The organism is uncultured Dialister sp. (assembly GCA_900314595.1).
Taxonomy (GTDB): domain Bacteria; phylum Bacillota; class Negativicutes; order Veillonellales; family Dialisteraceae; genus Dialister.
The window spans coordinates 1-24945 of the sequence record OMVW01000024.1; the positions used below are offsets into that span (position 1 = coordinate 1).

19 protein-coding genes are annotated in these 24945 nt (G+C 49.7%); 13 read left to right on the plus strand and 6 right to left on the minus strand.

Annotation, left to right across the window (positions count from 1 at the left end; all coding sequences use genetic code 11):
* Window positions 1–1328 precede the first annotated feature (1328 nt).
* From QZN42_RS06885 to QZN42_RS06905, 5 genes are all read left to right on the plus strand, one after another.
* Window positions 1329–2141: a nitrogenase iron protein NifH gene (locus QZN42_RS06885; RefSeq protein WP_296955771.1), complete on the plus strand. Its 813-nt coding sequence runs from the start codon at window positions 1329–1331 to the stop codon at window positions 2139–2141.
* Window positions 2131–3426: a nitrogenase component 1 gene (locus tag QZN42_RS06890; RefSeq protein WP_296955772.1), complete on the plus strand. Its 1296-nt coding sequence runs from the start codon at window positions 2131–2133 to the stop codon at window positions 3424–3426. The genes QZN42_RS06885 and QZN42_RS06890 overlap by 11 nt, the downstream gene beginning before the upstream one ends.
* Window positions 3413–4681: a nitrogenase component 1 gene (locus QZN42_RS06895; protein WP_296955774.1), complete on the plus strand. Its 1269-nt coding sequence runs from the start codon at window positions 3413–3415 to the stop codon at window positions 4679–4681. Before QZN42_RS06890 ends, QZN42_RS06895 begins: the two co-directional genes overlap by 14 nt.
* A 319-nt stretch (window positions 4682–5000) precedes the next feature.
* Complete coding sequence (locus QZN42_RS06900) at window positions 5001–6254, plus strand: ATP-binding protein (protein WP_296955777.1); 1254 nt, start codon at window positions 5001–5003, stop codon at window positions 6252–6254.
* A gap of 691 nt (window positions 6255–6945) precedes the next feature.
* Window positions 6946–8100, plus strand: coding sequence for an ABC transporter substrate-binding protein (locus tag QZN42_RS06905; protein ID WP_296955780.1), 1155 nt, complete (start codon window positions 6946–6948; stop codon window positions 8098–8100).
* Between the two features lie 439 nt (window positions 8101–8539).
* On the opposite strand, the gene QZN42_RS06910 is transcribed toward QZN42_RS06905, so the two are convergent.
* Window positions 8540–9286, minus strand: a complete 747-nt coding sequence (locus tag QZN42_RS06910; RefSeq protein WP_296955783.1) for a DUF6125 family protein — start codon at window positions 9284–9286, stop codon at window positions 8540–8542.
* 223 nt (window positions 9287–9509) lie between these two features.
* Here QZN42_RS06910 and QZN42_RS06915 point away from each other — a divergent pair, with 223 nt between their 5' ends.
* Both QZN42_RS06915 and QZN42_RS06920 read left to right on the plus strand, forming a co-directional pair.
* The gene (locus tag QZN42_RS06915) at window positions 9510–10457 is read left to right on the plus strand and encodes an asparaginase (RefSeq protein ID WP_296955784.1); all 948 of its coding nucleotides are present in this window, start codon (window positions 9510–9512) and stop codon (window positions 10455–10457) included.
* Window positions 10458–10878: 421 nt separating this feature from the next.
* Window positions 10879–11292, plus strand: a complete 414-nt coding sequence (locus QZN42_RS06920) for a MerR family transcriptional regulator (RefSeq protein ID WP_296955786.1) — start codon at window positions 10879–10881, stop codon at window positions 11290–11292.
* A 599-nt stretch (window positions 11293–11891) separates the two neighbouring features.
* Here QZN42_RS06920 and QZN42_RS06925 read toward each other — a convergent pair.
* From QZN42_RS06925 to QZN42_RS06935, 3 genes are read right to left on the minus strand one after another with little or no spacing between them, the layout of a single operon-like run.
* Window positions 11892–12293, minus strand: coding sequence for a nucleotidyltransferase substrate binding protein (locus QZN42_RS06925; RefSeq protein ID WP_296955787.1), 402 nt, complete (start codon window positions 12291–12293; stop codon window positions 11892–11894).
* 25 nt (window positions 12294–12318) lie between these two features.
* Window positions 12319–12543 carry a hypothetical protein gene (locus QZN42_RS06930; protein ID WP_296955811.1) on the minus strand — a complete coding sequence of 75 codons (225 nt, stop codon included), beginning with the start codon at window positions 12541–12543 and terminating at the stop codon, window positions 12319–12321.
* Window positions 12470–12691 carry an NAD(P)H-dependent oxidoreductase gene (locus QZN42_RS06935; RefSeq protein ID WP_296955788.1) on the minus strand — a complete coding sequence of 74 codons (222 nt, stop codon included), beginning with the start codon at window positions 12689–12691 and terminating at the stop codon, window positions 12470–12472. The genes QZN42_RS06930 and QZN42_RS06935 overlap by 74 nt, the downstream gene beginning before the upstream one ends.
* 446 nt (window positions 12692–13137) lie before the next feature.
* Between QZN42_RS06935 and QZN42_RS06940 the strand changes: the two genes are divergently transcribed.
* From QZN42_RS06940 to QZN42_RS06950, 3 genes are all read left to right on the plus strand, one after another.
* A complete protein-coding gene (locus tag QZN42_RS06940; protein WP_296955790.1) occupies window positions 13138–15630 on the plus strand; it encodes an ATP-binding cassette domain-containing protein in 2493 nt (830 codons plus the stop codon).
* A gap of 328 nt (window positions 15631–15958) precedes the next feature.
* Window positions 15959–17173 carry an ATP-binding protein gene (locus tag QZN42_RS06945; RefSeq protein ID WP_296955792.1) on the plus strand — a complete coding sequence of 405 codons (1215 nt, stop codon included), beginning with the start codon at window positions 15959–15961 and terminating at the stop codon, window positions 17171–17173.
* A 448-nt stretch (window positions 17174–17621) separates the two neighbouring features.
* Window positions 17622–18194, plus strand: a complete 573-nt coding sequence (locus QZN42_RS06950) for a flavodoxin (protein ID WP_296955795.1) — start codon at window positions 17622–17624, stop codon at window positions 18192–18194.
* A 160-nt stretch (window positions 18195–18354) separates the two neighbouring features.
* Here QZN42_RS06950 and QZN42_RS06955 read toward each other — a convergent pair whose 3' ends face one another.
* Both QZN42_RS06955 and QZN42_RS06960 read right to left on the minus strand, forming a co-directional pair.
* Window positions 18355–18480 (minus strand): hypothetical protein, encoded by a 126-nt coding sequence (locus QZN42_RS06955; RefSeq protein ID WP_296955798.1) that lies wholly within the window; start codon window positions 18478–18480, stop codon window positions 18355–18357.
* A 210-nt stretch (window positions 18481–18690) separates the two neighbouring features.
* A complete protein-coding gene (locus QZN42_RS06960; protein WP_296955800.1) occupies window positions 18691–19119 on the minus strand; it encodes a C-GCAxxG-C-C family protein in 429 nt (142 codons plus the stop codon).
* 450 nt (window positions 19120–19569) lie between these two features.
* On the opposite strand from QZN42_RS06960, the gene QZN42_RS06965 reads away from it, so the two are divergent.
* From QZN42_RS06965 to QZN42_RS06975, 3 genes are all read left to right on the plus strand, one after another.
* Complete coding sequence (locus QZN42_RS06965) at window positions 19570–20847, plus strand: ATP-binding protein (protein WP_296955803.1); 1278 nt, start codon at window positions 19570–19572, stop codon at window positions 20845–20847.
* A gap of 280 nt (window positions 20848–21127) precedes the next feature.
* Window positions 21128–22453, plus strand: a complete 1326-nt coding sequence (locus tag QZN42_RS06970) for a replication-associated recombination protein A (RefSeq protein ID WP_296955806.1) — start codon at window positions 21128–21130, stop codon at window positions 22451–22453.
* Between the two features lie 526 nt (window positions 22454–22979).
* Window positions 22980–24041 (plus strand): MmcQ/YjbR family DNA-binding protein, encoded by a 1062-nt coding sequence (locus QZN42_RS06975; RefSeq protein WP_296955809.1) that lies wholly within the window; start codon window positions 22980–22982, stop codon window positions 24039–24041.
* Window positions 24042–24945: the final 904 nt, after the last annotated feature.

Genomic DNA, 24945 nt, shown 5'->3' on the forward strand with positions numbered 1-24945 from the left:
ACTTGGCTGGAAGCGGCCCGGGAGGATAGGAAGCTGCTGATTAAAATCCCATCTCGTAAGAGATGGGATTTTTTAGTGCATCAATTGGTATGCTGATGGGTAGTGCGGGTTTAGTAGTTACAGGGGATAGAGAAACATACGGTATTCGTGAGTCAGCCTCACCTCGGCGAGCCCCGGTATAGACCATCCCGAGATTTCGTGGTTCGTGATTCGTGGTTCGTGAAGGTGTCGGCCTGACGGCCGACAAATTTTATATGGGGAATTTGCACAGGCGGAGTTGAAAAGAACTTTTCGAGGAATTAACAGGCGGGGGAAATTGACTTTTGTGACGCTTAAGCAGGGAATCGATAGTGGCGTGCTCCCCGCGTCCGGGGAGCTCCCGACAGGGTGAGGGGGCGTACGATAGTATTTATCGAAGTTGACTTTGAACGGTTCATGCGTAACGGCATTATTGGAAACGTTTGTCAGATACTATGGTCTGAGTCTTTAACGGTATTCGTGGATCAGCAAACCTCGGCACGTCCCGTTTTAGTCATTTTCGAGATTTCGTGATTCGTGAAGGTGTCGGTCTGAGGACCGACAAATTTTATATGGGGGATGTGCACAGGCGGGTTGAAGAACGGTTAGAGCCAATGACGTATCGTCATCATGCTAAATGTCTCAAAAGGTTCGCGGTAAGGCTTCCCCTCGGGGAAGCTGGCTGCGAAGCAGACTGATAGGGCAGGGATGGAATCCTTCAGGAAGATTTATGTGACAATTGAGTCATCCTATCGATTCTTCGAATCGATTTGCCTCTTCACCCGCTTTGCGGGAGCTTTCCCGAGGGGGAAGCCTTCCAGCCTGCCGGTAGAGTCAATTTTCTTGGGAATGTTTCGTCAGCCTTATATGTGCCTTGTGCCGAACCCTGCGCTTGTACCTTTTTGCTCATTTTCGACTTGTACCTGCTTGACATCCCCTCACCGCATTCGCGGAGCTCCCCGCACTTCGGGGAGCTCTTTCTTTCCGATAGAGTCACTTTGACTGAGGATGTTTCGGCAGCTGGTCCCAAATTTGACTCGTGTGGGCTTTTCAACTCCGCCTGCGCACATTCCCCATACATATTTCCTGCCGCATCAGCGGCAGCACCTTCCCGACCGCCCCGATCACCCCGACCGCCCCGATCACCCCGACCGCCCCGATCACCCCGACCGCCCCGATCACCCCGACCGCCCCGATCACCCCGATTCAAAAGTATTCTTTTCTAAAGTTATCCTCACCATATTTCCTATCTCTGCTATACTATATATAGTTAGAATTTTCTTAAAACAGTTCATATATGAGGAGTCCTTATGAAGAAGATTGCTTTTTACGGGAAGGGCGGCATCGGGAAGTCGACGACGGCTTCGAATGTGTCTGCAGCTCTGTCTCTTATGGGAAAGCGGGTGGCCCAGATCGGGTGTGACCCGAAGAATGATTCGACCCGGCTTTTGCTGGGGCATATCTGCAAGGAGACGGTGCTGGATAAGGTCCGCCGGTCGGAGGTGGAGGAAATCCGAAAGGAAGATATCGTCCATACCGGTTTCAACGGGGTGACCTGCGTGGAAGCGGGAGGTCCGGAGCCGGGGGTCGGCTGTGCGGGGCGGGGGATTATCGTGGCTCTCCAGCTTCTGGACCGGATGAAGGCGCTTCCTCCCGTGGATTTGACTCTCTATGATGTACTGGGGGACGTGGTATGCGGCGGCTTTGCCATGCCGATCCGTGAAGGTTATGCGGAGGAAATATACATCGTTTCTTCGGGCGAGCTTATGAGTCTTTATGCGGCAAACAATATCGCCAAGGGGATCCGCCGTTTTGCTGCCCGCGGGAAGGTGCGGCTCGGCGGGATTATCGGAAATTCAAGAAATACGCCCGGTGAAAAGGAGCTTTTGACGGAATTTGCCAAGGAATTAAATACAGAGCTCATCGCTTTCATTCCGCGGGACAAGATTGTGAATGTAGCGGAAAATCACCGTCAGACGGTGCTTCAGTATGCGCCGGATTCTCCCCAGGCTGGGGTGTACAAAGAACTGGCGAAGACCATCTGGGATGGGACGAATCTTTCCATTCCCACTCCGGTGACTTTTGAAGAGCTGGAAAGGCTGGCGGCTTTTTATGGAACCTAAGACAAAGTGGCTTCTCACAAAGACGACTTCCACTTCCTGCACCATGCCCGGCGTCTGGAAGGCGGCAGCTTTCTGCGAGGGAGTAGCCGTGATATTTCACAGTCCCCTGGGCTGCACCCATGTGGCGTCTTTCATGGATATGGGCGCCCGTTTCCGGGTGCTGGCGGACGGAGGGAAAGAATTTCCTCACGCAGCGCCCCTTATTTCCTCGAATCTCAGGGAAAAGGACAGCATTTTCGGAGGGGCTGACCGCCTCAGGGACTGTATGAAATATACGGTAGAGACTTATCATCCGAAATGCATCATCGTCGCTTCTTCCTGCGTGGCAGGGGTCATCGGGGACGATGTGGAAGGAGTCTGCGAAGATTCGGAAATGGAATATGGAATTCCCATCCTCTGCATGCCCTTTGCGGGCTTTCTGGGCGGAGAATACGGCGATGGCTACTACAAGACGGCCAATGCTATAGTGGACCGCTTTTTCCGGAAACAGGAAAAGGTGAAAGGACGGGTGGTCCTTCTGGGGGACCAGATGGGACCTGCCGGCCAGTACGCGCGGGAAGCAGCAAGACTTCTGGAAAAGTTCGGCCTGGAAGTACGATACCAGTTCCCAGGCTACGTGCCTTTCGAGGAATGGAAAGAAATCCCGTCGGCCGAATATTCCGTGATGCTCGGTTTTGCAGGGAACGCAGGAGAACTGCTGAAACTGGCAGACCGTTTGGAAAAAGAGTTTGATGTGAAATCGCTTGGAAACAGTTTCCCTGTAGGCTGGGAGGCTACGAAAGAGTGGATCCTCAAAGTCGGTGAAATGACGGGACAGGAAGAACGGGCGAAAGAAGTTCTTTCTGAAGAAGAAAGAGATATAGAAAATTATATTTCCACCATCAGGGACAGGACGGTGGGTAAAAAAGCGGCCATCGTCACGGGCCGTCCGCCCCGCTGGTACAATCCGGGCGAAACGGCGGAGTCCCTTTCCTGGCTGGGCATTTCTATTTCCTCCTTAATTCTTCTGGACAACCTGAAGCCGGAAGAAAAAGCAGTGCTCACGGAGAATTTCCGGAAAGTCAGCGATGCGCCCGTCATCGACGGGAAAGACAGCGGACCGGTGATGGATGATTCGGACATCCTCCTTGTAACGAATGAAATTTACAGCACGAAGACAAAGCAGCTTTTCATCCCCATGATTCCGCTTGCCGGAACGGCCGGGGAAAAAGCCATGCTCCGGGCTATCGCCCATCTCATCTGCCGGTATGGCACGAAAGGAGGAATTGCTTATGTGGAAGCCTGAATGGGAAGCAGCCTGCAACCACACGGCTACCTGCGGGCTCACCGGTTCTGCCGCCTTTTTCTCCTCCATCCCCGGAAGCTTCGTCATGGTGAATGGGCCACTCTGGTGCTATTTCTATGCGATGAAATATGTGGACGATCTCGATGAAACGGCACGAAACCGCTTCTACTGCACCCAGCCGGGCCAGGAGTCTCTCGTCTATGGGACGGAAAAAGACCTGGTGAAGGGTTTCGAAATGATCAAACAGATGGGGAAATTTGAACGGGTCTTCATCCAGAGCAACTGCTCCATATCGCTGGTAGGAGACGATGTGGCGGGCATCGCATCAAGTCAGGACCTGCCCTGGCCGGTGTATGCGGCCGATTCCGGAGGACTCAAAGGCGATTTCGCCAAAGGATACCAGCAGGCGTTCCTTCGGGTGATGGATGAAATGAAGCCTCTTTCCACAGTGAAACATACAGTGAACGTGCTGGGCCTTTCCCTCTCGGACCTGAAAGGAAAGGAAAATGCCCTGGAAATCAAAAGGCTTCTTACAATGAGCGGACTGACAGTCAATGCCATTCCCGGGGCCGGCAGCACCTGGGAAGAAATAATGAATATGCCATCGGCGGAGCTCAATATCGTAGTCCGCCCTGAACTTTCGGAAAAAGCGGCCAGACGGATGGAAACAGATTTCCATGTGCCTTACATCGAAACGGGTCTTCCCTGCGGCACCGAAGTCACTATGAAATGGCTGGAAAAAATCAAAGAATCGCTGCCGTCCATGAATCTTTCCGCTGCAGCAAAAGAAGCGGCAGACCTCAAGCGGCACCTCACCCATCTGGGAGGAGGCATGCAGTCCCTCTGGGGGCAGCTCTGGTTTGATGAAATACTGGTCTCCGCCTGGCCATCCGACGCAGCGGCCATTGCGGAAACGGTGCGCGGCGAATGGGCGGATACGGGAAAACTCCTGGTCCACCTGCAGGAACCGTCGGAAATCAAGATTCCGGCGGCTGATATCATCCGCACCGTACGGGCCGATGATGCAGCAATCAATGAAGACTATAAAAACTGGCAGGGAGGACTCCTCCTGGCAAGCTCCCACGAAACCACAAGACTGGGGAGACTCGGAAAGAAAGCAAGGTTCATCCCCATATTCCGCCCCGTCTATGAAGAAATGCTGGCCGATTCCACGCCCCTCTACGGACTTGCCGGAGCAGCAAGGCTCTTTGAAAGAGTCTTCAACGCGGGGATTGCGGAGAAGAGGAAAGACTGAGTCAGTTATCAGATATTTGGTTTGAGTCAGAAGCGGACTTCGGATTGGGGATTTGGGATTGCGGATTGCGGGAAGGTGCGGCGCAAATTCATGAGCGCCGCATTTTTATATGGGAAAGGAGTTAGTCCTATGCGACCGACTGCTAGTGGTGGGTAGCAGGAATGAGGGCTGCCGTTTTTAAATGGGGAGCAGATAGAAATTACGAAAAATGGTAAACTTACCACTTTTTCGTAATAAAAATTGAAAAAATAGCCGTTTTTGCATATAATAATTACGAGAAAACGGTAAATCAACCACTTTTTCGTAATGGAGAATGATCATGGAAATTGAAAGGCCTCTTTATTTGCAGCAGTTGAAGGACAGCATGGGGAATGGTCTCATTAAAGTCGTTACCGGCATGCGGCGGTGCGGGAAGTCTTACCTGCTGTTTACCATTTTTTATCGATACCTCCTGGAGCAGGGAGTTCAGCGGGACCACATCATTGAACTGGCACTGGATGATGTGATGAATGATATATACCGGGAGCCCCATGCGCTGTATCGGTATGTGAAGGACCGGATTAAAGATGAAAGCACCTATTATATCCTGCTGGACGAAATCCAGTATGTGGACAGGTTTTCAGAAGTATTGAACAGTTTCCTCCATATTTCCAACGTGGATGTCTATGTGACCGGAAGCAATTCCCATCTTCTTTCCAGTGATGTGCTGACCGAATTTCGTGGACGGGGGCAGGAAATCCGTCTGTACCCTCTCTCTTTCAACGAATTTTATACCGCCCGGGGCATTGATGAACTGCATGCCTGGCAGGAGTACATCGTTTATGGCGGCCTGCCCATGCTGTTTCAGCTGAGGACGGAAATGGAAAGGCAGCGATATCTGAGAGATCTTTTCAGGGAAACCTATCTGAAAGATATCCGCGAACGCTACCGGATTCAGCAGCCTGAAGAAATGACGGAACTTATAGAAATACTGGCTTCAGCCATTGGCTCCCTCACCAACCCATCGAAGCTGCAGCGGACTTTCCTGTCAGTGAAAGGAAGTAAAATATCAGACAAAACGATTTCTCAATATATTTCCTATCTGAAAGATGCATTTCTGATTGATTCGGCGCTTCGTTACGATATCAAAGGGAAGAAATACATCAATACTCCCTCCAAATATTACTTCACCGACATAGGTGTGCGAAATGCATTGATGAATTTCAGGCAGATCGAAGACAACCATATCATGGAAAATGTCATTTTTAATGAACTGAAAAGCCGGGGCTATGCGGTGGATGTGGGAATCGTTGAGAGACGGGCCGCAGACGAGAATGGAAAAATGCGCCGTCTGCAGATGGAAATAGATTTCATTGCTTATGAGGGGAGCAGGAAATATTATATCCAGTCCGCTTTTTCCATTCCTGATGAGCAGAAAAAAGATCAGGAAGAACGGCCCCTCCGCATGCTGGATGACTCCTTCAAGAAAATCGTGGTCGTCTCAGATCCCATCCTGCTGCGCCGGGATGAGATGGGAATCACAACTATGAGCATTTACGATTTCCTGCTGAAAAAGAACAGCCTTGACCTTTAATTGAATTTTAGAAATATCAGATCATCCGAAATTTGGAAAATCCGTTCATCATTGACAGAAAAACAGTCCCGGCAGGGCACTGTCTTTTTATGGAATTGAGAATCCGTAAAATTTAAAATCAATTCATTTCAGGGAAAGTGTGAATTTCCAGGAAAAGTCCCTTGGAAAAGTGTAAAAATTTCCCAAAACTCCCTTGAAAAAGTGTGAAAATCTTTTTTCATGAACTTTTGAAGGGCATGAAGGGGTAGAGAACAGGGAATTTTTTACCATGCTAAAGAATTATTTTCTTGACATACGTAAGTTTATCCTGTATTCTAATTTTAACATTCCAAGCACAAGGAACGAGCCCAGTTTAGAGGAAATCTGCAGAGAGCTGACGTATGGTGAAAGTCAGCGGTGGAATCTTTACAAGTCACTCGAGAGTGTCCCGGTGGAAAGCGAAAGTGAGTAATTCCGGGCGGGAATCCCCGTTATGGATAAAGCTTTCAGCTGGAGTATAATGCAAGGTGGTAACGCGCAGGTCGCCCTTGTCCGCATTGGCGGGCAGGCGCCTTTTTTATTTCCATCCTTTTCACGCACCCCTGAAAGCAGAGCGACAAACCAGGGTGGTACCGCGCTAAGCGCCCCTGCCGATTTATTTCGGCAGGGGTTTTTCTATGGAATGAATAGTGAAGAAAGAGAGGTAACGAGTATGAGCATGGGTAAATGGATGAAAAAAGCAGTAATGGCATTGATGGTGGCCGGGGCGGTTCTCGCGGTCTCCGGCTGCGGCGGCGGTCAGAAAGCGTCTTCCAAACCGATGGAAGGAGCCAAAGTGGCCAAAATCGGTTTTGCCACCGCTTCCACCGGACCGGTAGCGGCCTATGGCCTTGGTGAAAAAGAAGGTTTTGACATGGCCGTCGAAGAAATCAACAAAGGCGGAAAAATCCATTTCGAAGTCAATGAAATGGATACGAAAGGCCAGGTGAGCCAGGCGGTCAATGTCATCCAGAAGATGATTTCCCAGAAAGAAGCAGTCATCGTGGGTCCCGTGCTCTCCTCGGAATATAAAGCCATCGGAAAACTGGTGGAACAGGCAAAAATCCCGACCATCGGCGTGGCAGTGACGGCTGAAGGGGTGACCGACGGTTACGACTACCTTTTCCGCGTATGCGTGCCGGAATCGGAAAATATCCCGAATACCGTAAAGAAGACCCATCAGAAACTGGGTTACAAGAGGGCGGCCATCCTTTATTCCTCCAATAACGAGCACCAGGTTTCTGCCTACAACGTATTCAAGCGTTCCCTCGAAGCGGAAGGAGTGGAAATCATTGCTACTGAAACTTTCGCAGACAAAGATACGGACTTCTCCGCCCAGCTGACGAAGATCCAGCCCATGAACCCGGATGTGGTGATCCTTGCCGCTTATTACCAGGAAGGGGCACTGATCCTGAAGAAAATGAGAGCCATGGGTATGAACCAGCCGGTCCTTGGCGATAACGGTTTTGCTTCCCCGGAACTGATGAAACTGGCAGGAGAGGCTTCCAATAATACCTACGTTTCCTCCATGTGGGCACCGGACAGAAAGAGCCAGCTCACTGAAACTTTCGTAGCCGATTTCAAAAAGAAATATAACAAAGACCCCGACCAGTTCGCAGCCTGCGGGTACCTGGCGGTGAAATACGTGGCAGAAGCCATGGATAAAGCAGGAACTACCACGGATACAAAGAAAATCCGCGAAGCTATGGCCAATATTAAAAACATGGAAACCGTGGCAGGCCCCATGAGCTTTGCCAATAAAGGAACACCGGAAGTGGACCTCGTATTGCTGGAAGTCAAGGATGGGAAATTTACTCTGGCGAAATGAGCTGTTAGCCGTTAGTTGTTAGAAATAAAAACCTCCCGGGCCATAGGGGCTGGGAGGTTTTTGTTTGGAGGAATTGGGGATTAGGAATTAGGGGATGTGCGGCGCAAATTCATGGGCACCTGTTCCTTTTGGTTTATTTCCGACTTGCAACTGTAGTACGACCCACCCGCCTTCGCTTCGCTCAGGCACCCTCCCAAACCTGGGAGGGCTTGAACGATAGCATGCTGATGGATATTGGCTATTAGAGGATCCAACTGTGTTTTCAACCCCGCCTGTGCATCTCCCATAAAAAAATTGTCGCCCCATCAGGGGCGACACCTTCCCGAATCCCGCACCCCGCACCCCGAAATCTCGATAGTGACTAAAGCGGGGCATGTCGTAGTCAGGGCTGATTCCCGAAAACCGTAACTGACACAGGTTGTTTTATCTGACAAAAGACTCAGATAAAGAACTTCCACGCGCAGCTCCACTCTTCGGGATGCTGATCCGGCGGGCAGGCGATGCAGGTGGTTTTGATTCTGTCATCGATGCCTTCTGCGAATCGTCCATATTCCACGAGGCCTGCGCTCTTGCAGGGATAGTCGGGAAGTCCTTTTGCTTTTCTCGCATGCTGGACCCGGCAGCGGTTCATTTCAAAGATGAGGGCTCCCTCTTCCCGGCGGCAGGACTGGACGTTCAGCCTCCCGTAGAGGCGGAAGTTCAGCGCTTTTTCGAGTCCTTCGAGGCCCGGATGCTCCGGAAGGCCCAGAAGTTTCTTGATTTCCAGAGCTTCCACGAGGGAGAAATAGTTCCAGGTGGAATCGTTGCACCGCTTGGCATCGTTCATTCCGTATAATTTTTCCACTTCCTGGAAGAATACCCCGTCCTGGGCGAGCCAGTTTTTGGCAAGTCCGTCGATGATGGCCAGTTTCTTTTCATTTGGCAGGTCATCAATGATTTTCGGCATATGATTTGAGACAGGAAGTCCCATGGAGGCGAACCGGCGGAGCGATATATCCCAGGTCTTGTCCCAGGCTTTGTCCATGATTTCCATGGCCTGGTCAAATCCCCGCTGGTGCTGCACTTCCCGAAACCACAGGACGTGATGCACAATGATCCGGTGAATCATATTTCGTATAAATTCATTGAGCTGTCGGCTGTCCATTTCTCCCGGACGGCTGATGATTTCATCTGTTTCCTTTTCCATTTTTCCTCCCCCGCTGCCAATTTTTATTTCCCACATTTTGATAAGACTCTATGATTATTTTAACATGTTTTTCGGAATGCGGGTTGACCTGCCGGTTTGACGGAGGAAATAGGGAATTCGCAGTATCCCCGGGCGCGGCTTGACAAAATCCCGTTTCCTGTATGACAATGATAAAAATGACTGGCAGGCCCGGATGGGCACCTGCTTACTGGAAAGGATCATTATGGAAAAGAAAAAAATTCTCGTTATCGCCACGGGCGGGACTATCGCTTCCCGGCCTACGCCGGATGGGCTCATGCCGGCCCTTTCGGGAGAAGATTTACTTGCTCTGCTTCCTGAGCTCAGAAAAGTCTGCGATGTGGACTGCCGGGAGCTTCTTCAGCTGGATTCCACCAATCTTTCCCCGTGTCACTGGATTCTGATGGCCAGGGCGGTAGCGGAAAACCGGGAGAAATACGATGGATTCGTCATTACTCACGGGACGGACACCATGGCTTACAGCGCTTCAGCCCTTTACTATATGCTGGAAAATATGGATAAACCGGTCATTCTGACCGGTTCCATGATGCCTGCCGGGGAAACCGGGTCGGACGCGGAGGGAAATCTCCTTCTTGCCTTCGAGGCGGCTCTTTCGGGCCATCCGGGAGTCTACATTGCTTTTGGAAATAAAATTATCTATGGAAATGATGGGAGAAAACTTTCCAGTGATGAGATGGCCGCTTTTGGAAATATCAACCGTCCCCAGGCGGGGAGTTTTTCTGATGGACAGCTCATCTGGCAGGGAGACGATTTCCTGCCGAAAGGACCGTTTCAGCTTCATGACAGACTGGATACCCGTGCGGGAGTCCTCAAAATCGTGCCCGGCCTTCCGCCGTCGATGCTGAAGCATTTCGTGGATGACGGATATAGAGCAGTCATCATCGAAGGCTATGGCACGGGAGGCATTCCGGATCAGGAATCGGAAAATAATTTCCTTCCCCTTTTCACTTATGCGAAAAATCATGGCTGCCGTCTCATCTGTACCACCCAGTGCACCTATGGAGGCGTATATATGGACCATTATGAAATGGGAGTCCGTGCCCTCCGCCTGGGCGTCGAATCCGGCGGAAAGCTCACCACCGAAGCGCTGCTGGCAAAAGTGATGATTGAGCTGGGGGAGGCTGAGCGTTAGTAAAAGTGATAAGTGGTAAGTGAAGGTGGCGCCCTGAAATCATAGGGGCGCCTCTTTTATATTGGGAAACTTTCTTCTTCGATGACCTTTGTGCCGGGGATGTCGGGCATCCCGGGGATATCGGGATTATCGGGAAGGTGTGCCGCTATCCGGCACGATTATATATGGGGAATCTGCACTGATGAGGGAAAATGTTTTTGTCGCAGTTCGGCGCCGAAGGCAAAATATAAAACTTGCGCCCGAAGGGCGCCTCCTTCCCGAGATTCCCGGAATGAACCCCGATAATCCCGATACTCCCGAAACAAAAGTTATTAAACAATGAAATTTCTACAGGATATGGGGCCGGAATTTCATTGACCGGTTCTTACAACCGTATGCTATCATGATTACAGGGAAGTTTCATAGAGAAGGAGTGATAGCTATGGCCGGCAAAAGATATACCATGCTTCAGGCCTGCCGGGAGACTGGTATGACCTATGAAGCGCTGAAATATTACTGCAACGAAGGGCTCGTACCGGAAGTGACGCGGGACGGCGCGAACAGGAGGGTCTTCGAAGAATACCATATCAAATGGATCAAAGACCTCACCTGTCTCAAAAAGTGCGGCCTTTCCATCAAAGAAATGAAAGCATACCTTTCCCTCTGCCTTGAAGGCCCTTCCACCATCAAGAAAAGGAAGGAAATGCTGGCAGAAAAGAAAAAAGCGCTTCAGAAAGAGAAGAAAATTATAGAAGACAGCCTTGCCTATATCGATCAGAAACAGGATTTCTACCAGTCCGTGCTGGACGGGAAGATCGAATACCAGAGCAACCTGGTGGCGAGGTACAGGAAATAGTGAAGGCGCCCTTAAGGGGCGCCTTTTCGACTGGCCTATGTAGAATCATACACGATTTTCGGATTTCGGACTGCGGATTGCGGATTGCGGGGTGGTGGCGGGCGACAAATTAAGAAGCCCGCCTTTTTTATGTTGGAAATTTTATCTTTGGGAGCCTTTGAATCGGGGCGGTTGGGGTGATCGGAAAGATGCGGCGCAGATTCATGGGCACCACTTTTTATATTGTACCTGTTACGGGGACAAGTCACAGATGAGGAAAAGTTAACAAGTCGGAAAACACCTGCCCGCTGGTCAGGGGTTGTACTACCGGGACATTATGAAAATTTGAGGGGAGGAGGGGAATTCATTTTTTCATCTCGATTTCGACTGGAGCAGTAGTACGGCTCCTTCCCCTCCGCTTTGCTTCGGGTGCCCTGACCAGGAGAGGATGGAACGTTTCGACCTGAACGGAATTTCCAACCCCGGCTGTGCAAAATCCCCATATATATTCGCTGCCGCACCAGCGGCAGCACCTTCCCGCAATCCGCAATCCGCCTTCCCCAATCCGTATCATCTAAACGGGTAAATGAAAAAAGTCTCCTTCCCGGGAGACTTTCATTTCAACCACTCACTTTTTCCTGAAGTTGTTTCAGCCAGTCCTGAAGGCGGAGGTCGTATTTCCTGACTTCTTTTGCCACTTCATCGGGATCATCGCCGGTTTGGCCGAGCCTGGTTGCCTTGTGGCGAAGATCATTCATGACAATGGCTTCTTCGGCCAGTTTCTCATCGATGAGACCCAGGGCTTTACAGTCCAGAATGGCCCGTTTCGGGGTGGGCGCATCGAGCCCGTGTCTGTTCAGGAGATGGTCGTGGGCACAGTGCCAGAGTACATCATAGGAGAGGATGAAACGGTGAATCATGGCATCCCTTTCGATATCGGAAAGTTCCTCTTTCACTGCCAGTTCATGAAATTTTGCTAACGTCTGTCCTGCCTGCCGGAGCTGGACCTGTAATTTTTCCATTCTTTTACCTTCCTATTTCTTGTATTTACCGGATGAAGTCGGTCCTCTGCCATTCTTCATAAACCGGTTTTTCAATGCCTGCCTTGTCGGCTGCTTCTTTAGCTTTGATGAGGTAAGCCATATTCTGTCCCAGGGTCCGCATGGTCTGGAGGCCTTCCGCATCCTGTCTTGCTTCATCAGCGGTGAATCCGTGAATCTGGTTCCAGTACTGGGAACCCACCACATGCATATTGCTCATGAGGAAATACATATTGAGCCGCTGGAAAGCAGCCGTTGCCCAGCCACATCATTTCCACCTCGATGTCCTCTTTTTTCAGCACTTCCGCTGTTTCCGAAAGAGCCACGTCAGTGCAGCCATGCTGGTTCGGGCTGCCATTGATGAGTAATACCTTTGCCATGGTAACCTCCACTTATAAAGAGACATATTACTATAAGTATACAATATTTGTGCAAGGAATTTTATGGTTTCTATAGCACTTTGCCATGATAGAGAAATATAGTTGGGGTTTTAGATAATAGATATAGTTAATAGATATAGTTAATAGATAATGGTTAATGGTTAATGGCTGCATTTATGACAGGCGGGCGACGGGACTTTTGTGTCACTCATCCCATCCTGACGAGGGAATGGGACCCATTAACTATTAAAGATTAACCATTAACCCCAATGTACAGTTTTCCACATGTAATAGATTACCAGTTGTCCACCTGATTATCTATTTTCAGCTATTGAAACAGAGTGCCCCAAAAGTTTTCCGGACAAAAGCCGGCTGCCGTTAACAACTAACAACTAACTGTTATGCTATTATATATATGTATATAAATAAAGAAAGGCGTGAGAAATATGACTCAGAAGCAGCCGGATCATATCGAAGTCAGGGGCGCGCGGGTTCATAATTTAAGAAATATAGACGTGGATATTCCGCTTCATGAGATTGTGGGAATTTCAGGGGTTTCGGGCTCCGGGAAATCGTCGCTGGCTCTGGGGGTGCTGTATTCGGAAGGGTCGAGGAGATATCTGGAAGCTCTTTCCACTTACACGAGAAGGCGCATGACCATGGCAGGGAGTGCGGATATAGAGTCCATCCGCTATGTGCCGGCGGCTCTGGCTCTTCATCAGCGGCCGGGGGTGCCGGGAATCCGTTCCACCTTCGGGACGTCTACGGAACTTCTGAATACCCTTCGTCTCATGTTTTCAAGGCTTTCGAGCCATCGCTGTCCCAACGGCCATTATGTGCCGCCCACTATGAATGTGGCGGCTGAGCTTCCCATGATCTGTCCCGTGTGCGGAGAGAAATTTTATGGCCCCGGGGCGGAGGATCTGGCCTTTAACAGCCGGGGCGCCTGCAAAACATGTCAGGGGACGGGCATCTGCCGGACGGTAGACGAATCGACGCTGGTCCCCGATGATTCCCTCACCATCGATGAAGGGGCAGTGGCTCCCTGGCAGACCCTCATGTGGTCCCTCATGAAAGATATTGCCAGGGACAATCTGGGCATCCGTACGAACGTGCCTTTCCGGGATCTGACGGAAAAGGAAAAAGACCTTGTCTTCCATGGGGAACCGAAGAAATATCACATGCTATACCATGACAAGACGAAAAATCTGGCAGGAGAAATGGATTTCACCTATTTCAATGCCGTTTATACAGTAGAAAATGCTCTCGCCCGTGTGAAAGATGAAAAAGGCATGAAGCGGGTGGCGAAATTTCTCAAAGAAGATATCTGCCCGGACTGCCATGGGACGCGGCTTTCCGAAGAAGCCAGGGCGCCCAGGCTCATGGGTATTTCCCTTGGCAAAGCTACGGCCATGACTCTCTCGGACAGCATTGAATGGGTCAAAAAAGTGCCATCTTCTCTTCCGGAAGAAATGAAACCTATGGCAGAGGCCATCTGTGACAATTATCTTCATACCGCAAAGCGGCTCATGGACCTGGGGCTTTCTTATCTCACCCTTGACCGGGCGGCATCCACCCTTTCCACAGGAGAAAGGCAGCGGACCCAATTGGCCAGGGCTGTGAGAAACCGGACCACCGGCGTCCTTTATGTGCTTGATGAACCGTCCATCGGCCTTCATCCGTCCAATATTGAAGGACTCATAGGGGTGATGGACGATCTTCTTGCCGACGGAAATTCTATCGTCCTCGTAGATCATGATACAAAAGTCCTCGCTCATTCCGATTATCTTTTCGAACTGGGCCCGGGAGCCGGGAAAAATGGAGGAAATCTTCTGGCCCAGGGGACCGTGGAGGAAATAAAAAAGAATCCAAAGTCCCTCATCGGACCATTCCTGGATACAGGAAAGGTTCATATGGTGCGGAAACCCTGCAGCAGGGCGAAACTTTTCGAAGAGGGGACCATTTCCATGGATATGGGAGAGCTCCATACGGTGAAGCCCCTTTCCGTTTCCATCCCGAAAGGGCGGATGTCCGTAGTGACAGGTGTGTCCGGTTCAGGAAAAACGACGCTCATCCTGGAGTCTCTCATTCCTGCCATTCAGGCGGAAATCAATGGAACGAAACTTCCCGCCCATGTGCATCATATTTCCGCAAAAAATATTTCCCAGGTGAAACTCATCGATTCTGTACCGATTGGCATCAATGTGCGGTCAACAGTCGCCACCTATGCGAATGTTCACGATGAACTCCGGAAAATGTACGCCAAAACGGATGCGGCAAAGGCAGGCAAATGGAAGGCCGGCGCTTTTTCCTACAATACGGGAAATCTCCGCTGCGAAACCTGCGACGGCACGGGCTCCATCAGTCTGGACGTGCAGTTCCTGCCGGACGTGGACATCCCCTGTCCCGGCTGCCACGGCTCCCGGTACGGGAAGGCTGCCTATGAAATCAGGATGAAAGGGGAAGACGGAAATTTCTATTCCCTGCCGGATCTCATGAATCGAAGTGTGGACGAAGTGCTGCCCATTTTCAAAAAATCTTCCATCGTTCATAAAAGGCTGCAGGTCCTTCACGATCTGGGCCTCGGGTATCTGACTCTCGGCGAAGAGACGCCGGGCCTTTCCGGCGGAGAAGCGCAGAGGCTGAAGCTGGCCAGTGAAATGGGAAAAGGCCAGGCCGGTTCCGTCTTCGTTTTCGATGAACCTACCATCGGCCTTCATCCGCTGGATGTGGAGACACTGCTTCACGTATTTCAGAAACTGCTGGACCAGGGAGCCACAGTCATCGTCATAGAGCATGATCTGGACGTCATCCATAATGCAGATTACCTCATCGATATGGGACCGGGCGGAGGCATTCACGGAGGAAAAATCGTAGCCGCAGGGACAGTGGAGGAAATAAAAAAGAATTCACGCAGCGTGACGGGAAGGTATCTGTGATAATTTGTCTGCGAAATTTCTGCCTTTGGATAATTGCTTGAAGGTTCTGAGGCAGTTCGGCCGGGAATGAGTCGGGTATAGCGGGATTTGCCTGCCGCTATTGGCTTGATGGGATAGAGGCAGTTCGACTTGGAGTGGGTCGCATCTTGCGAGGGGATTGGTCATCTGAAATGGAGGTGCTCATGTTGATGGGCGCCTTTTTTATTGAGCAAAACTGTAAAGAATATTTTATGGTTTTAGAAAAAACAGAAAACTGTAAAAATATTTTTATAGTTTTCTTGATTTTTGAAAACTGTAAAAATATAATTATGGTATAAGGGGGTGTGCTATGGTTATCCGTGAAAATTATCTTCGAAAAATCCGGCCTTTTTACGATTCGGAACTGGTCAAGGTCATTACCGGCATCCGCCGCTGCGGGAAGTCCACCCTCATGGGACAGATTGTGGATGAAATCAGGGGATTGGGCGTGCCGGATGATCATATCCTTGTCATCAATTTTGAATTGTACAAATATCACAGGTTGATGAATCCGGATGCGTTCAATGACTATGTGGAAGAAAAGCTGGCAGATGATCAGAAGTATTACCTGTTTTTTGATGAAATCCAGAATGTGAAGGATTTTGAACTGGTGGTGAACTCTTTCCGGGCCGGCCACAATGTGAGCATTTTCCTGACCGGGTCCACGTCGAAACTCCTCTCCGGGGAACTTTCCTCCCATCTGGGCGGGAGGACTATTTCCTTCCGCATCATGCCTTTTACATTTCATGAAATAGAAGAACTGGTCAGGGAAATGGGAATGACCTTTGATCGGATGAAATTATTCGAAGAGTATATCCGCTGGGGCGGGTTCCCGCTGGTCTGGTCTGTGGCAGCCGGCGAGGACAGGGAAGTGGTCCTTTCCAATCTGTACGATTCCATCGTGCTGAAAGATATCGTTCTCAGAAATCACATCAATTCGCCGGTGATTCTGGAAAAAATCCTCACCTATATCATTGCCAATTCATCCACAGCCTTTTCCGGAAATCGGGTGGCCGGGGTGCTGACGAGCCAGGCTTTGAAGATCTCAGCGCCTATCGTCAATGCCTATATCAGGGCCATTGAAGATGCCTGCGTGGTTAACCGGGCAGAACGGTATGACATCCGCGGGAGCCGGATCCTTTCCTATGAAGCGAAACTGTATGTAAGCGACCTGGGATTTTTCCATCTGAAGAAAAACCGGGTGAAAGATGAATACAATTTCATCGTGGAAACCCTGATATACAATGAACTCCTGGCCCGGGGATACCACGTGTATGTGGGAAAAACGCAGAAAGGGGAAATCGATTTCATCGCCGAAAGAAATCAGAAAAAATGTTACATCCAGGCAGCTTACCTGATGGCTGACGAAAAGACAAGGGCAAGAGAATTTGGCGCCTATGCAGACATTCGGGATAACTATCCCAAGTATGTCATATCCCTGGACCCCATCACCCGGGACGAAAATGGGATTCAACATCTGAACCTGCTTGATTTCCTGGAAGATGAAGAATTGATTCCGGGATGAATATAGATGGCTCTGGGGTAATGACTTGAAGGGTAGAGGCAGTTTGGCCCGGAATGAATCGGGTATAGCGGGGATTTGCCTGCCGCTATGGCTTGAGGGGATAGAGGCAGTTTGGCCTGGGATGAATCCGGTATAGCGGGATTTCGCCTTCCGCTATGGCCTTGAAGGGGTAGAGGCAGTTCGGCCGGGAATGAGTCGCATCTTGCGAGGGGATTGGTCATCTGAAATGGAGGTGCTCATGGAGATGAGTGCCTTTTTTTATTGAGTGAAACTGTAAAGAATATTTTATGGTTTTGAGAAAAATAAAAAACTGTAAAAATTATTTTACGGCTTTTACTATTTCTCATGCCCTTGAGGCATGGAATCAGATAAATAACGGGTATTATACATATTTTGGCGTATTTCATATAATACAATCAAAAGAATTCTGAGTTTCGGTTCATGGGTAATGGTTAATAGTTTCCCATCCCCGGCTCCGTCTAAATCGGCAGCAGCTCCGGCGAAAGAGGCTCCTTCGGGAGTGAAGGTGGTGGGAGATGGAAAAATCCTGGTGGCTTATTTCTCCTGCACCGGAAATACGAAGGCTCTCGCTGAAAATGCAGCAAAAGCGCTGAATGCGGACCTTTACCGCATCGAACCCGCCCAGCCCTATACGGAGAAGGACCTGGACTATCATGATAAGCATTCCCGGTCTTCCGTGGAAATGAATGATCCAAAGTCCCGTCCGGCCATTGGAAATAAAGTGGACAATATGGGAAAATATGAGACCCTGGTCATTGCCTACCCCATCTGGTGGGGCGAAGCGCCGCGCATCATGGATACTTTCATGGAATCCTGCGATTTCAAAGGAAAGACCATCGTTCCGATTTGTACCTCCGGCGGAAGCCCCCTTGGATACAGCGCCAGAAATCTCGAACCCCTGGCCCGGGGAGCCATCTGGAAAGAAGGAGACCGGTTCAGCAGAAGCACTTCTATCGATGAACTGAAGGAGTTCTTTGGGAAAGCAGGAATTTTGAAATAATCAGTGGCAAGTGATAAGTGATAAGTGGTACGTGAAGGTGGCAGGCATCATGATGAGGTCCGCCATTTTTTATGGATAGCAATGAAAAGAAGTAAGTTAAAAGCGCTGCATGGGGAAAGGCGGCGCTTTTTTATGATATAGTATAAAATTTTCTTCTTCCTTATTCTGCTGTCAGTGGAAGCTGATGGAGTTCCTCTTCATAGACTTCGAGGAATTTCTGCATGGCCGGAGACATAAAATGGCTTTCAGGGCGGACGGTCTGCCCTTTCAGGAGAATGGCTTTCATTCCTGCGGGTGCAAAGCTTTCAACGGGAGAAATCTGATACCCCTTATTCCATATAAAGAAAGCCTTCCTTTTAGTCCGCTCCGGAAACGGGGCGGGCTTTTTCCTCATTCCCGCTATATTTTCACCGGGAAAAACAAAAAGGCCTGCCATCATCTCTGATCCAGACCTTATACTCTCGATTACTAATAACTAACAACTAACTGCTGGCAGCTATTTCACAAGTTTCTTTTCTCTCAGGAATTCATCCAGCATTTCCGCTGTATCGGCGATGAGGACTGTACAGTGGTTGTGAAATTCCGGAGTTCCCGGAGTCTTCCTGTTCAGGATGCGGCAGCAGGTGGCGCCGAATTTCTTTTTGAACCGGTCGTGAAATTCATGAACATAAGGGTAAATATCGGTGAGCGGCTTCTCCTCGGGACTCACCCGCCCCGCCAGGGCACTGATGATGAGAGCGGAACCGGTGAGTGCCCCGCAGGCGCAGCCGGACCGGCCCATTCCTCCGCCAAAGCCCGAAGCCATGCGGATGGAAATTTCCGGCAATCCCAGTCCCAGCACATCATTGAATGTCTTCACTATGGTTTCGCTGCAGTTACAGCCCTCTCCATGGTATGTTTCAGCCAGTGTACGTACATTTTCCATAGGAATCCCGCCTTTCCAATCAACAAACAGCCCTCCTTACCTGTATTGTACAGGAGTCCGGGAAGGAAATAAATAGAAAAAATGAAAAGTGGTAAGTGAAGGTGGCGCTTTAAATTTATGAAAGCGCCAGTTAAACGGGGAGATATTATTTTTCAATGGCTTTTGTTTCGGGGTTATCGGGATTCACGGGACTATCGGGAGTCTCGGGAAGGCGGCGGGCGTCAGAAAGAAGGCCCGCCGATTTTATACACAATATTTTTTAATAGTTCTGCATCGGGATAGAGGATATGGAGGGTATGGGGATTGCGGCGAAAATTCAGGACTATCGCACTTATTTTAAAAATATGGTTTTGAAAACTCAAAATATATGGTAATGGAAACGATGAAAATATGGTAATGAAATTTACAAAAATATGGTAATGAGTTATATTGGATAAAAGGAGGATTCACATGGCGGAATTGGAATATAAACCGAGGTATATGGACCATCTGTTGGAAGAAATGCTTGATACAGCCGGCGCTGTCTGCATTGAAGGACCGAAATGGGTGGGAAAAACCTGGACTGGTCTTAAGCATAGTAAAAGCAGTTTGTTTTTGGGCGATCCATCCGGGAATTTCCAAAACAGACATCTGGCGAGTCTGGATATTTCCTGGGCCTTAAAGGGAAATGTCCCAAGGCTCGTCGATGAGTGGCAGGAACTTCCGCCTTTATGGGATGCTGTGCGTTATGTTGTGGATCAAAGAGGGGCCAGAGGACAGTTTATTTTGACCGGGTCAGCCACTCCACGGAGAAAGGGCATTCTTCATAGTGGCGCCGGACGTATCGTGACTCTTCATATGAGGCCCATGTCTCTATATGAATCGGGTGATTCTACCGGAGATGTATCATTGCAGCAAATCTGCAAGGGGAATGCCGGCTCTCCAAAGATAACCGGTGACGTGTCATTGCATGATCTGGCTCAATTGATCATCCGGGGAGGGTGGCCGGGGAATCTTGGCACCCCATCTAAAAATGCCGGCGTAATACCCGCAAACTACATCAAAGCGGTTTTGAATCAGGATGTTCAAAGAATTGATGATACCAGAAGGGATATGAAGAAAATCCGTCTTCTGCTCAGGTCGCTGGCAAGAAATGAAAGCACTACCGCAAGCAATAGAAGTCTTCGCAGAGATATACAGGAAATGGATGGGGAAAATGTAGAAGAAAAGACGCTTGCCCTGTATCTTGAAATACTGGACCGGTTATTCCTGACAGATAATCAACTTCCATTTGCTCCATCGGTTCGTTCTTCCATTCGTATCAAACAATCAGAAAAAAGGCATCTCGCCGATCCCTCCCTGGCTGCTGCCATTCTGGGGCTGAACCCGGAAAAGCTCATCGGAGACCTGGAGACTTTCGGATTCCTTTTCGAGGCACTTTGTGAAAGAGATCTTCGCATTTATGCGGAAAGCTTCGGGGGCAGGCTTTATCACTACCAGGATTATAAAAATCAGGAAATCGATGCAGTTATCGAAATGCCGGATAGTTCCTGGGCGGCAGTTGAAATCAAGCTGGGAGCGAACCAGATCGATTCGGCCGCTGCCCATTTGCTGAAAATCAAAGGAAATATAGAATCAGCAGGAGGAAAGGGACCATCCTCCCTCATTGTGCTTTGTGGTTTATCAGCAGCTGCCTATCAAAGGCCGGATGGGGTTTATGTAGTACCTTTGACTGCACTCAAAGCATAAATGATTTTCTACGGAAATCCTTTGCACAGTCAAGCTCAGTAAACCTCGTGGGATTTCCTGTTACCTGCTTAGGAATACAGGATGGCAGCAATTTGCTGGATTTTGCCAAATACAGATTATTTCAACCCCGCCTGTGCAAAGACCCCATATAAACTATGCCGCATCAGCGGCATACCTTCCCGCAATCCGCAATCCGAAATCCCCAATCCGATTTAAACAGGATTTTTATTCTCGCAGTTTCCTATCTTTATATAGTTATTCCATACACAAGGTGATTCCTATGGAAGAAAATTCTCTTTTTGCCCGGACCGTCCCCCAGCCGCTGGCTTCCCGCCTCAGGCCGCAGTCCCTCGATGAATATGTGGGCCAGACCCATCTCCTGGGACCGGGGAAAGTGCTGCGCCGCATGATTGAAAGCGACAATATTTCCTCCATGATTTTCTGGGGGCCGCCGGGCGTGGGCAAGACTACTCTTGCCCGAATCATCGCCAATCATACGAAATCTTCCTTCATCGACTTTTCCGCGGTAAACAGCTCTATCAAGGACATCCGGGGAGTGATGAACGAGGCTGAGCGGAACAGGCAGTATGGCATGCGGACCATCGTCTTTGTGGACGAAATCCACCGCTTCAATAAATCCCAGCAGGATGCATTCCTGCCATTCGTGGAAAAAGGAAGCATCATCCTCATCGGGGCGACTACGGAAAATCCATCCTTTGAAATCAATAACGCTCTTCTCTCCCGATGCAAAGTCTTCGTGCTGAAAGCACTGACGGAAGAGGACCTCACGTCACTCCTCCGCCGGGCCCTCAGTGACAGGCGGGGCTTCGGGGATGAAAAAATTTCCATCACTCCCGATATGATCCGGGCTATCGCCATCTTTGCCAATGGAGATGCCAGGACCGCCCTTTCCACACTGGAAATGGTGGTGCTCAATGGAAATATCGGTCAAGACGGAACTATCGAAGTGACGGAGGAAACTCTGGAGCAGTGCACGTCGAAGAAATCCCTTCTCTACGATAAAAATGGAGAGGAACATTACAATATCATTTCCGCCCTTCATAAATCCATGAGAAATTCCGACCCCGATGCAGCGGTCTACTGGCTGGCGAGGATGCTCGAAGGGGGAGAAGACCCCTTGTACGTGGCTAGAAGGGTGGTCCGCTTTGCCAGCGAAGACATAGGACTTGCGGACCCCCAGGCACTGGAAGTGGCAGTTTCCGCCTACCAGGCCTGCCATTTCATCGGCATGCCCGAATGCAGCGCAAATCTTTCTGAAGCAGTCATCTATATGAGCCTCGCCCCGAAATCCAATGCGGCCTATGTGGCCTATGAATCGGCCAAACGGGATGCAGCGAAACATCTGGCTGAACCAGTGCCCCTGAATATAAGAAACGGAGTCACAAAACTCATGAAAAATCTGGGCTATGGCAAAGGGTACCAGTATGCCCACGATACGGAAGAAAAGCTGACCTCCATGCAGTGCCTCCCCGATTCCCTCCTGGGGAGGGAATATTATCAGCCCGCCGGTATGGGCCTCGAATCGACGCTGAAAGAACGGCTGGCGAGGATTAAACAGTGGAAAAAAGAGCATGAAGGGAAGTAGGTCTTAGTGGCTGGCGGATAAAAAACGGATTGGGGATTGCGGATTGGGGATTGCGGGAAGGTGGCCGCATCAAATTCTTGAAGCGGCCGAGTATATAAGGCCTATGGCCCGCAGGTAAGCAGAAGACGGATTGGGGATTGCGGGTAGGATATGGTTCACTTCGTGAACCAATTGATATAGTGCGCTTCGCGCACGGCCTTTGGCCCGCAAAAGTGCTGAAAGGGATTGTGTCCAGGCGGTGGCTCTACATGAGCGGCCTGGTCCTGTATTCCCGGCCGCACCGGGACCTGTATTTCCAAACGAGAGACTATCTGTATTCCCGGCCCCGCGCGGCAAACGGAGAAAGCGCAGCGTTTTTCTCTGGCGGACAGTGGTTGGCTGACGTGTGTATTTCTAAGCACTAAAAACTAAGCACTACCAACTTCACTTCTATTCCGCAAAAACAAAAAATTTTCAATTTTGCGGAATAGAGGTGTTCCTAAAAATAAATCATATACAACATGTAGTCGTGAAATGAGTGATTTCCATGATTGACATCGAAAGTAAAACCTTCCACCGTCATCACCCGGATTTTGGGAAGCTTCTTTCTTTCGGATTTGTGAAGGAAGAGGGCGGACTGGCCCTCCGGCGGGAATTTATGGATGGGGATTTTTATGCGCTCCTCCATATTTCCAATGAAGGAAAAATAGAGGGAAAAGTTTTTGAAACTTTTTCCGGCGAAGAATATAGAAATATCCGCATCGAAACCATGGATGGGGCCTTTGTGTCCGAAGTGAGAGAAAAGTACTGTGAGCTTCTGGAGGAAATCCGGGAGAAATGCTTCGAAGAAGACGTTTTCACCGAGCCCCAGGCGAACCGGCTTGCCGCATGGATTCAGAAAACTTATGGGGTGAAAGTGGAATTCCCCTGGGAAAAGCTGGAAGAATACGGAGTCTTCCGCCACCCGGAAAGTGACAAATGGTTCGGCATCGTCATGTACCTTCCGCGGAATAAAGTGACGGAAGGGGAAGGAAATACAGATATTATCAATAGTAAGCTCAGCCCCGAAACGATGAAAAAGTCGCTTGAAATGGACGGCATATTTCCTGCTTACCACATGAATAAGAAATACTGGGTGAGTATCCTTTTGGACGAAACGGTATCTGATGAAACGCTCTATTCCCTCCTATCCGAAAGCTATCGTCTCGTCAGCGGGCGGAAGGGGAGGGTGGCAAAGGCTGTCCCTGCAGAGGAAGGCCCTGAAATCTGGCTCATCCCGGCCAACTACTACTATTTCGACGTAGGCGCCGCCTTCCGGGCCTGGCCGGAAATCTCCTGGCACCAGCGGACCCATGTGAAAAAGGGGGATCTGGTCTACATCTACATCAGTAAGCCCGTGGCAGCCGTCTGTTACAAATGTATGGTCACAGAAACTGACATCCCCTGCGACCGCGAAGGCCATGGGAAGCAGAAAGTAACAAAAGAAATGAAAATCCGTCTCCTTCAGACCTTCAATCCTGCGAAATATCCGAAATCCTGGCTCATAGAGCAGGGAATCGTCAACGTGAGAAGCGCCATTAAAGTGACGGGACGGGTGGAGTTTGAATAGTTCAGAAGCCCCTAGCTGTCATTATGATGAGCAGCTTTTGAATCGGGATTGTCGGGGCTATCGGGGTGATCGGGGCGGTCGGGAAGGTGTGCCGCTGATGCGGCACGAGTATATATGGGGGATCTGCACAGGCGAGGATGAAAAGCTCGTTTTTCGTATTGAGGATTCTGCGGCAAGAGGGCGGATGAAAATCGCGGCAGAAACTTACATGTCGATGCAGGCGCAAATGATTCCATGCGTCCCTCCCGCGTCCGGGAGGGTGCCCGAAGGGCAGGAGGGGCGTACGATCTTGCAAGTCGGAAATGAAGGAAAGGATTCATGCGTAACGTAGTGATTTCGGAGTCAATTGTCAGATCATATGGCCTGAGCCAGTTACGGTATTCGTGGGTTAGCCTCACCACGGCGAGCTCCGGAGATGTCTAGCCCGAAATTTCGTGGTTCGTGAAGGTGTGCCGCTGATGCGGCACGAGTATATATGGGAAATGAACTCAGACGAGTTTGAAAAGCCCGCACAAGCCCCCAATCACCTGCCGCCTGGCCATGGGGGTGAAAATTTTAGCTCATTTTGTCAGCCTTAAGGGGATGAAGGTAATTCCACTAACTTATTAACCCCAATGGACAGTTTCTTCGAATTTATAAGTTCCCGGCTGTCCACCCGATTAACCATTAACCCTTATGTACAGCTTTCCACATTTATGAATTCCCGGTTGCCCACCTGCTTGTCCATTACCTGTTTAAAACTATCCTGCGTAACAGGTTTTCCATCCTGAAGCCGGCCCGCTGCTAACTGCGAACTGTTAACTGATAACTCAAACTTCGCAGTTAACAATCTTGTGTTTTCCTAGATAATATCGGTCTTTTTCTAAAAAAGAATAGCAAGGGCCTTCCGTTTTAGGTAAAATTA

Excerpts from the sequence above, each read along its gene's own strand:
- QZN42_RS06890 (WP_296955772.1), top strand. The coding sequence starts at position 2,131 with ATGGAACCTAAGACAAAGTGGCTTCTCACAAAGACGACTTCCACTTCC.
- QZN42_RS06900 (WP_296955777.1), top strand. The coding sequence starts at position 5,001 with ATGGAAATTGAAAGGCCTCTTTATTTGCAGCAGTTGAAGGACAGCATG.
- QZN42_RS06915 (WP_296955784.1), top strand. The coding sequence starts at position 9,510 with ATGGAAAAGAAAAAAATTCTCGTTATCGCCACGGGCGGGACTATCGCT.
- QZN42_RS06935 (WP_296955788.1), bottom strand. The coding sequence starts at position 12,691 with ATGGCAAAGGTATTACTCATCAATGGCAGCCCGAACCAGCATGGCTGC.
- QZN42_RS06895 (WP_296955774.1), top strand. The coding sequence starts at position 3,413 with ATGTGGAAGCCTGAATGGGAAGCAGCCTGCAACCACACGGCTACCTGC.
- QZN42_RS06930 (WP_296955811.1), bottom strand. The coding sequence starts at position 12,543 with ATGTATTTCCTCATGAGCAATATGCATGTGGTGGGTTCCCAGTACTGG.
- QZN42_RS06970 (WP_296955806.1), top strand. The coding sequence starts at position 21,128 with ATGGAAGAAAATTCTCTTTTTGCCCGGACCGTCCCCCAGCCGCTGGCT.
- QZN42_RS06955 (WP_296955798.1), bottom strand. The coding sequence starts at position 18,480 with ATGAAAGCCATTCTCCTGAAAGGGCAGACCGTCCGCCCTGAAAGCCAT.
- QZN42_RS06960 (WP_296955800.1), bottom strand. The coding sequence starts at position 19,119 with ATGGAAAATGTACGTACACTGGCTGAAACATACCATGGAGAGGGCTGT.
- QZN42_RS06950 (WP_296955795.1), top strand. The coding sequence starts at position 17,622 with ATGGTTAATAGTTTCCCATCCCCGGCTCCGTCTAAATCGGCAGCAGCT.
- QZN42_RS06910 (WP_296955783.1), bottom strand. The coding sequence starts at position 9,286 with ATGGAAAAGGAAACAGATGAAATCATCAGCCGTCCGGGAGAAATGGAC.
- QZN42_RS06920 (WP_296955786.1), top strand. The coding sequence starts at position 10,879 with ATGGCCGGCAAAAGATATACCATGCTTCAGGCCTGCCGGGAGACTGGT.
- QZN42_RS06940 (WP_296955790.1), top strand. The coding sequence starts at position 13,138 with ATGACTCAGAAGCAGCCGGATCATATCGAAGTCAGGGGCGCGCGGGTT.
- QZN42_RS06945 (WP_296955792.1), top strand. The coding sequence starts at position 15,959 with ATGGTTATCCGTGAAAATTATCTTCGAAAAATCCGGCCTTTTTACGAT.
- QZN42_RS06905 (WP_296955780.1), top strand. The coding sequence starts at position 6,946 with ATGAGCATGGGTAAATGGATGAAAAAAGCAGTAATGGCATTGATGGTG.
- QZN42_RS06925 (WP_296955787.1), bottom strand. The coding sequence starts at position 12,293 with ATGGAAAAATTACAGGTCCAGCTCCGGCAGGCAGGACAGACGTTAGCA.
- QZN42_RS06965 (WP_296955803.1), top strand. The coding sequence starts at position 19,570 with ATGGCGGAATTGGAATATAAACCGAGGTATATGGACCATCTGTTGGAA.
- QZN42_RS06975 (WP_296955809.1), top strand. The coding sequence starts at position 22,980 with ATGATTGACATCGAAAGTAAAACCTTCCACCGTCATCACCCGGATTTT.
- QZN42_RS06885 (WP_296955771.1), top strand. The coding sequence starts at position 1,329 with ATGAAGAAGATTGCTTTTTACGGGAAGGGCGGCATCGGGAAGTCGACG.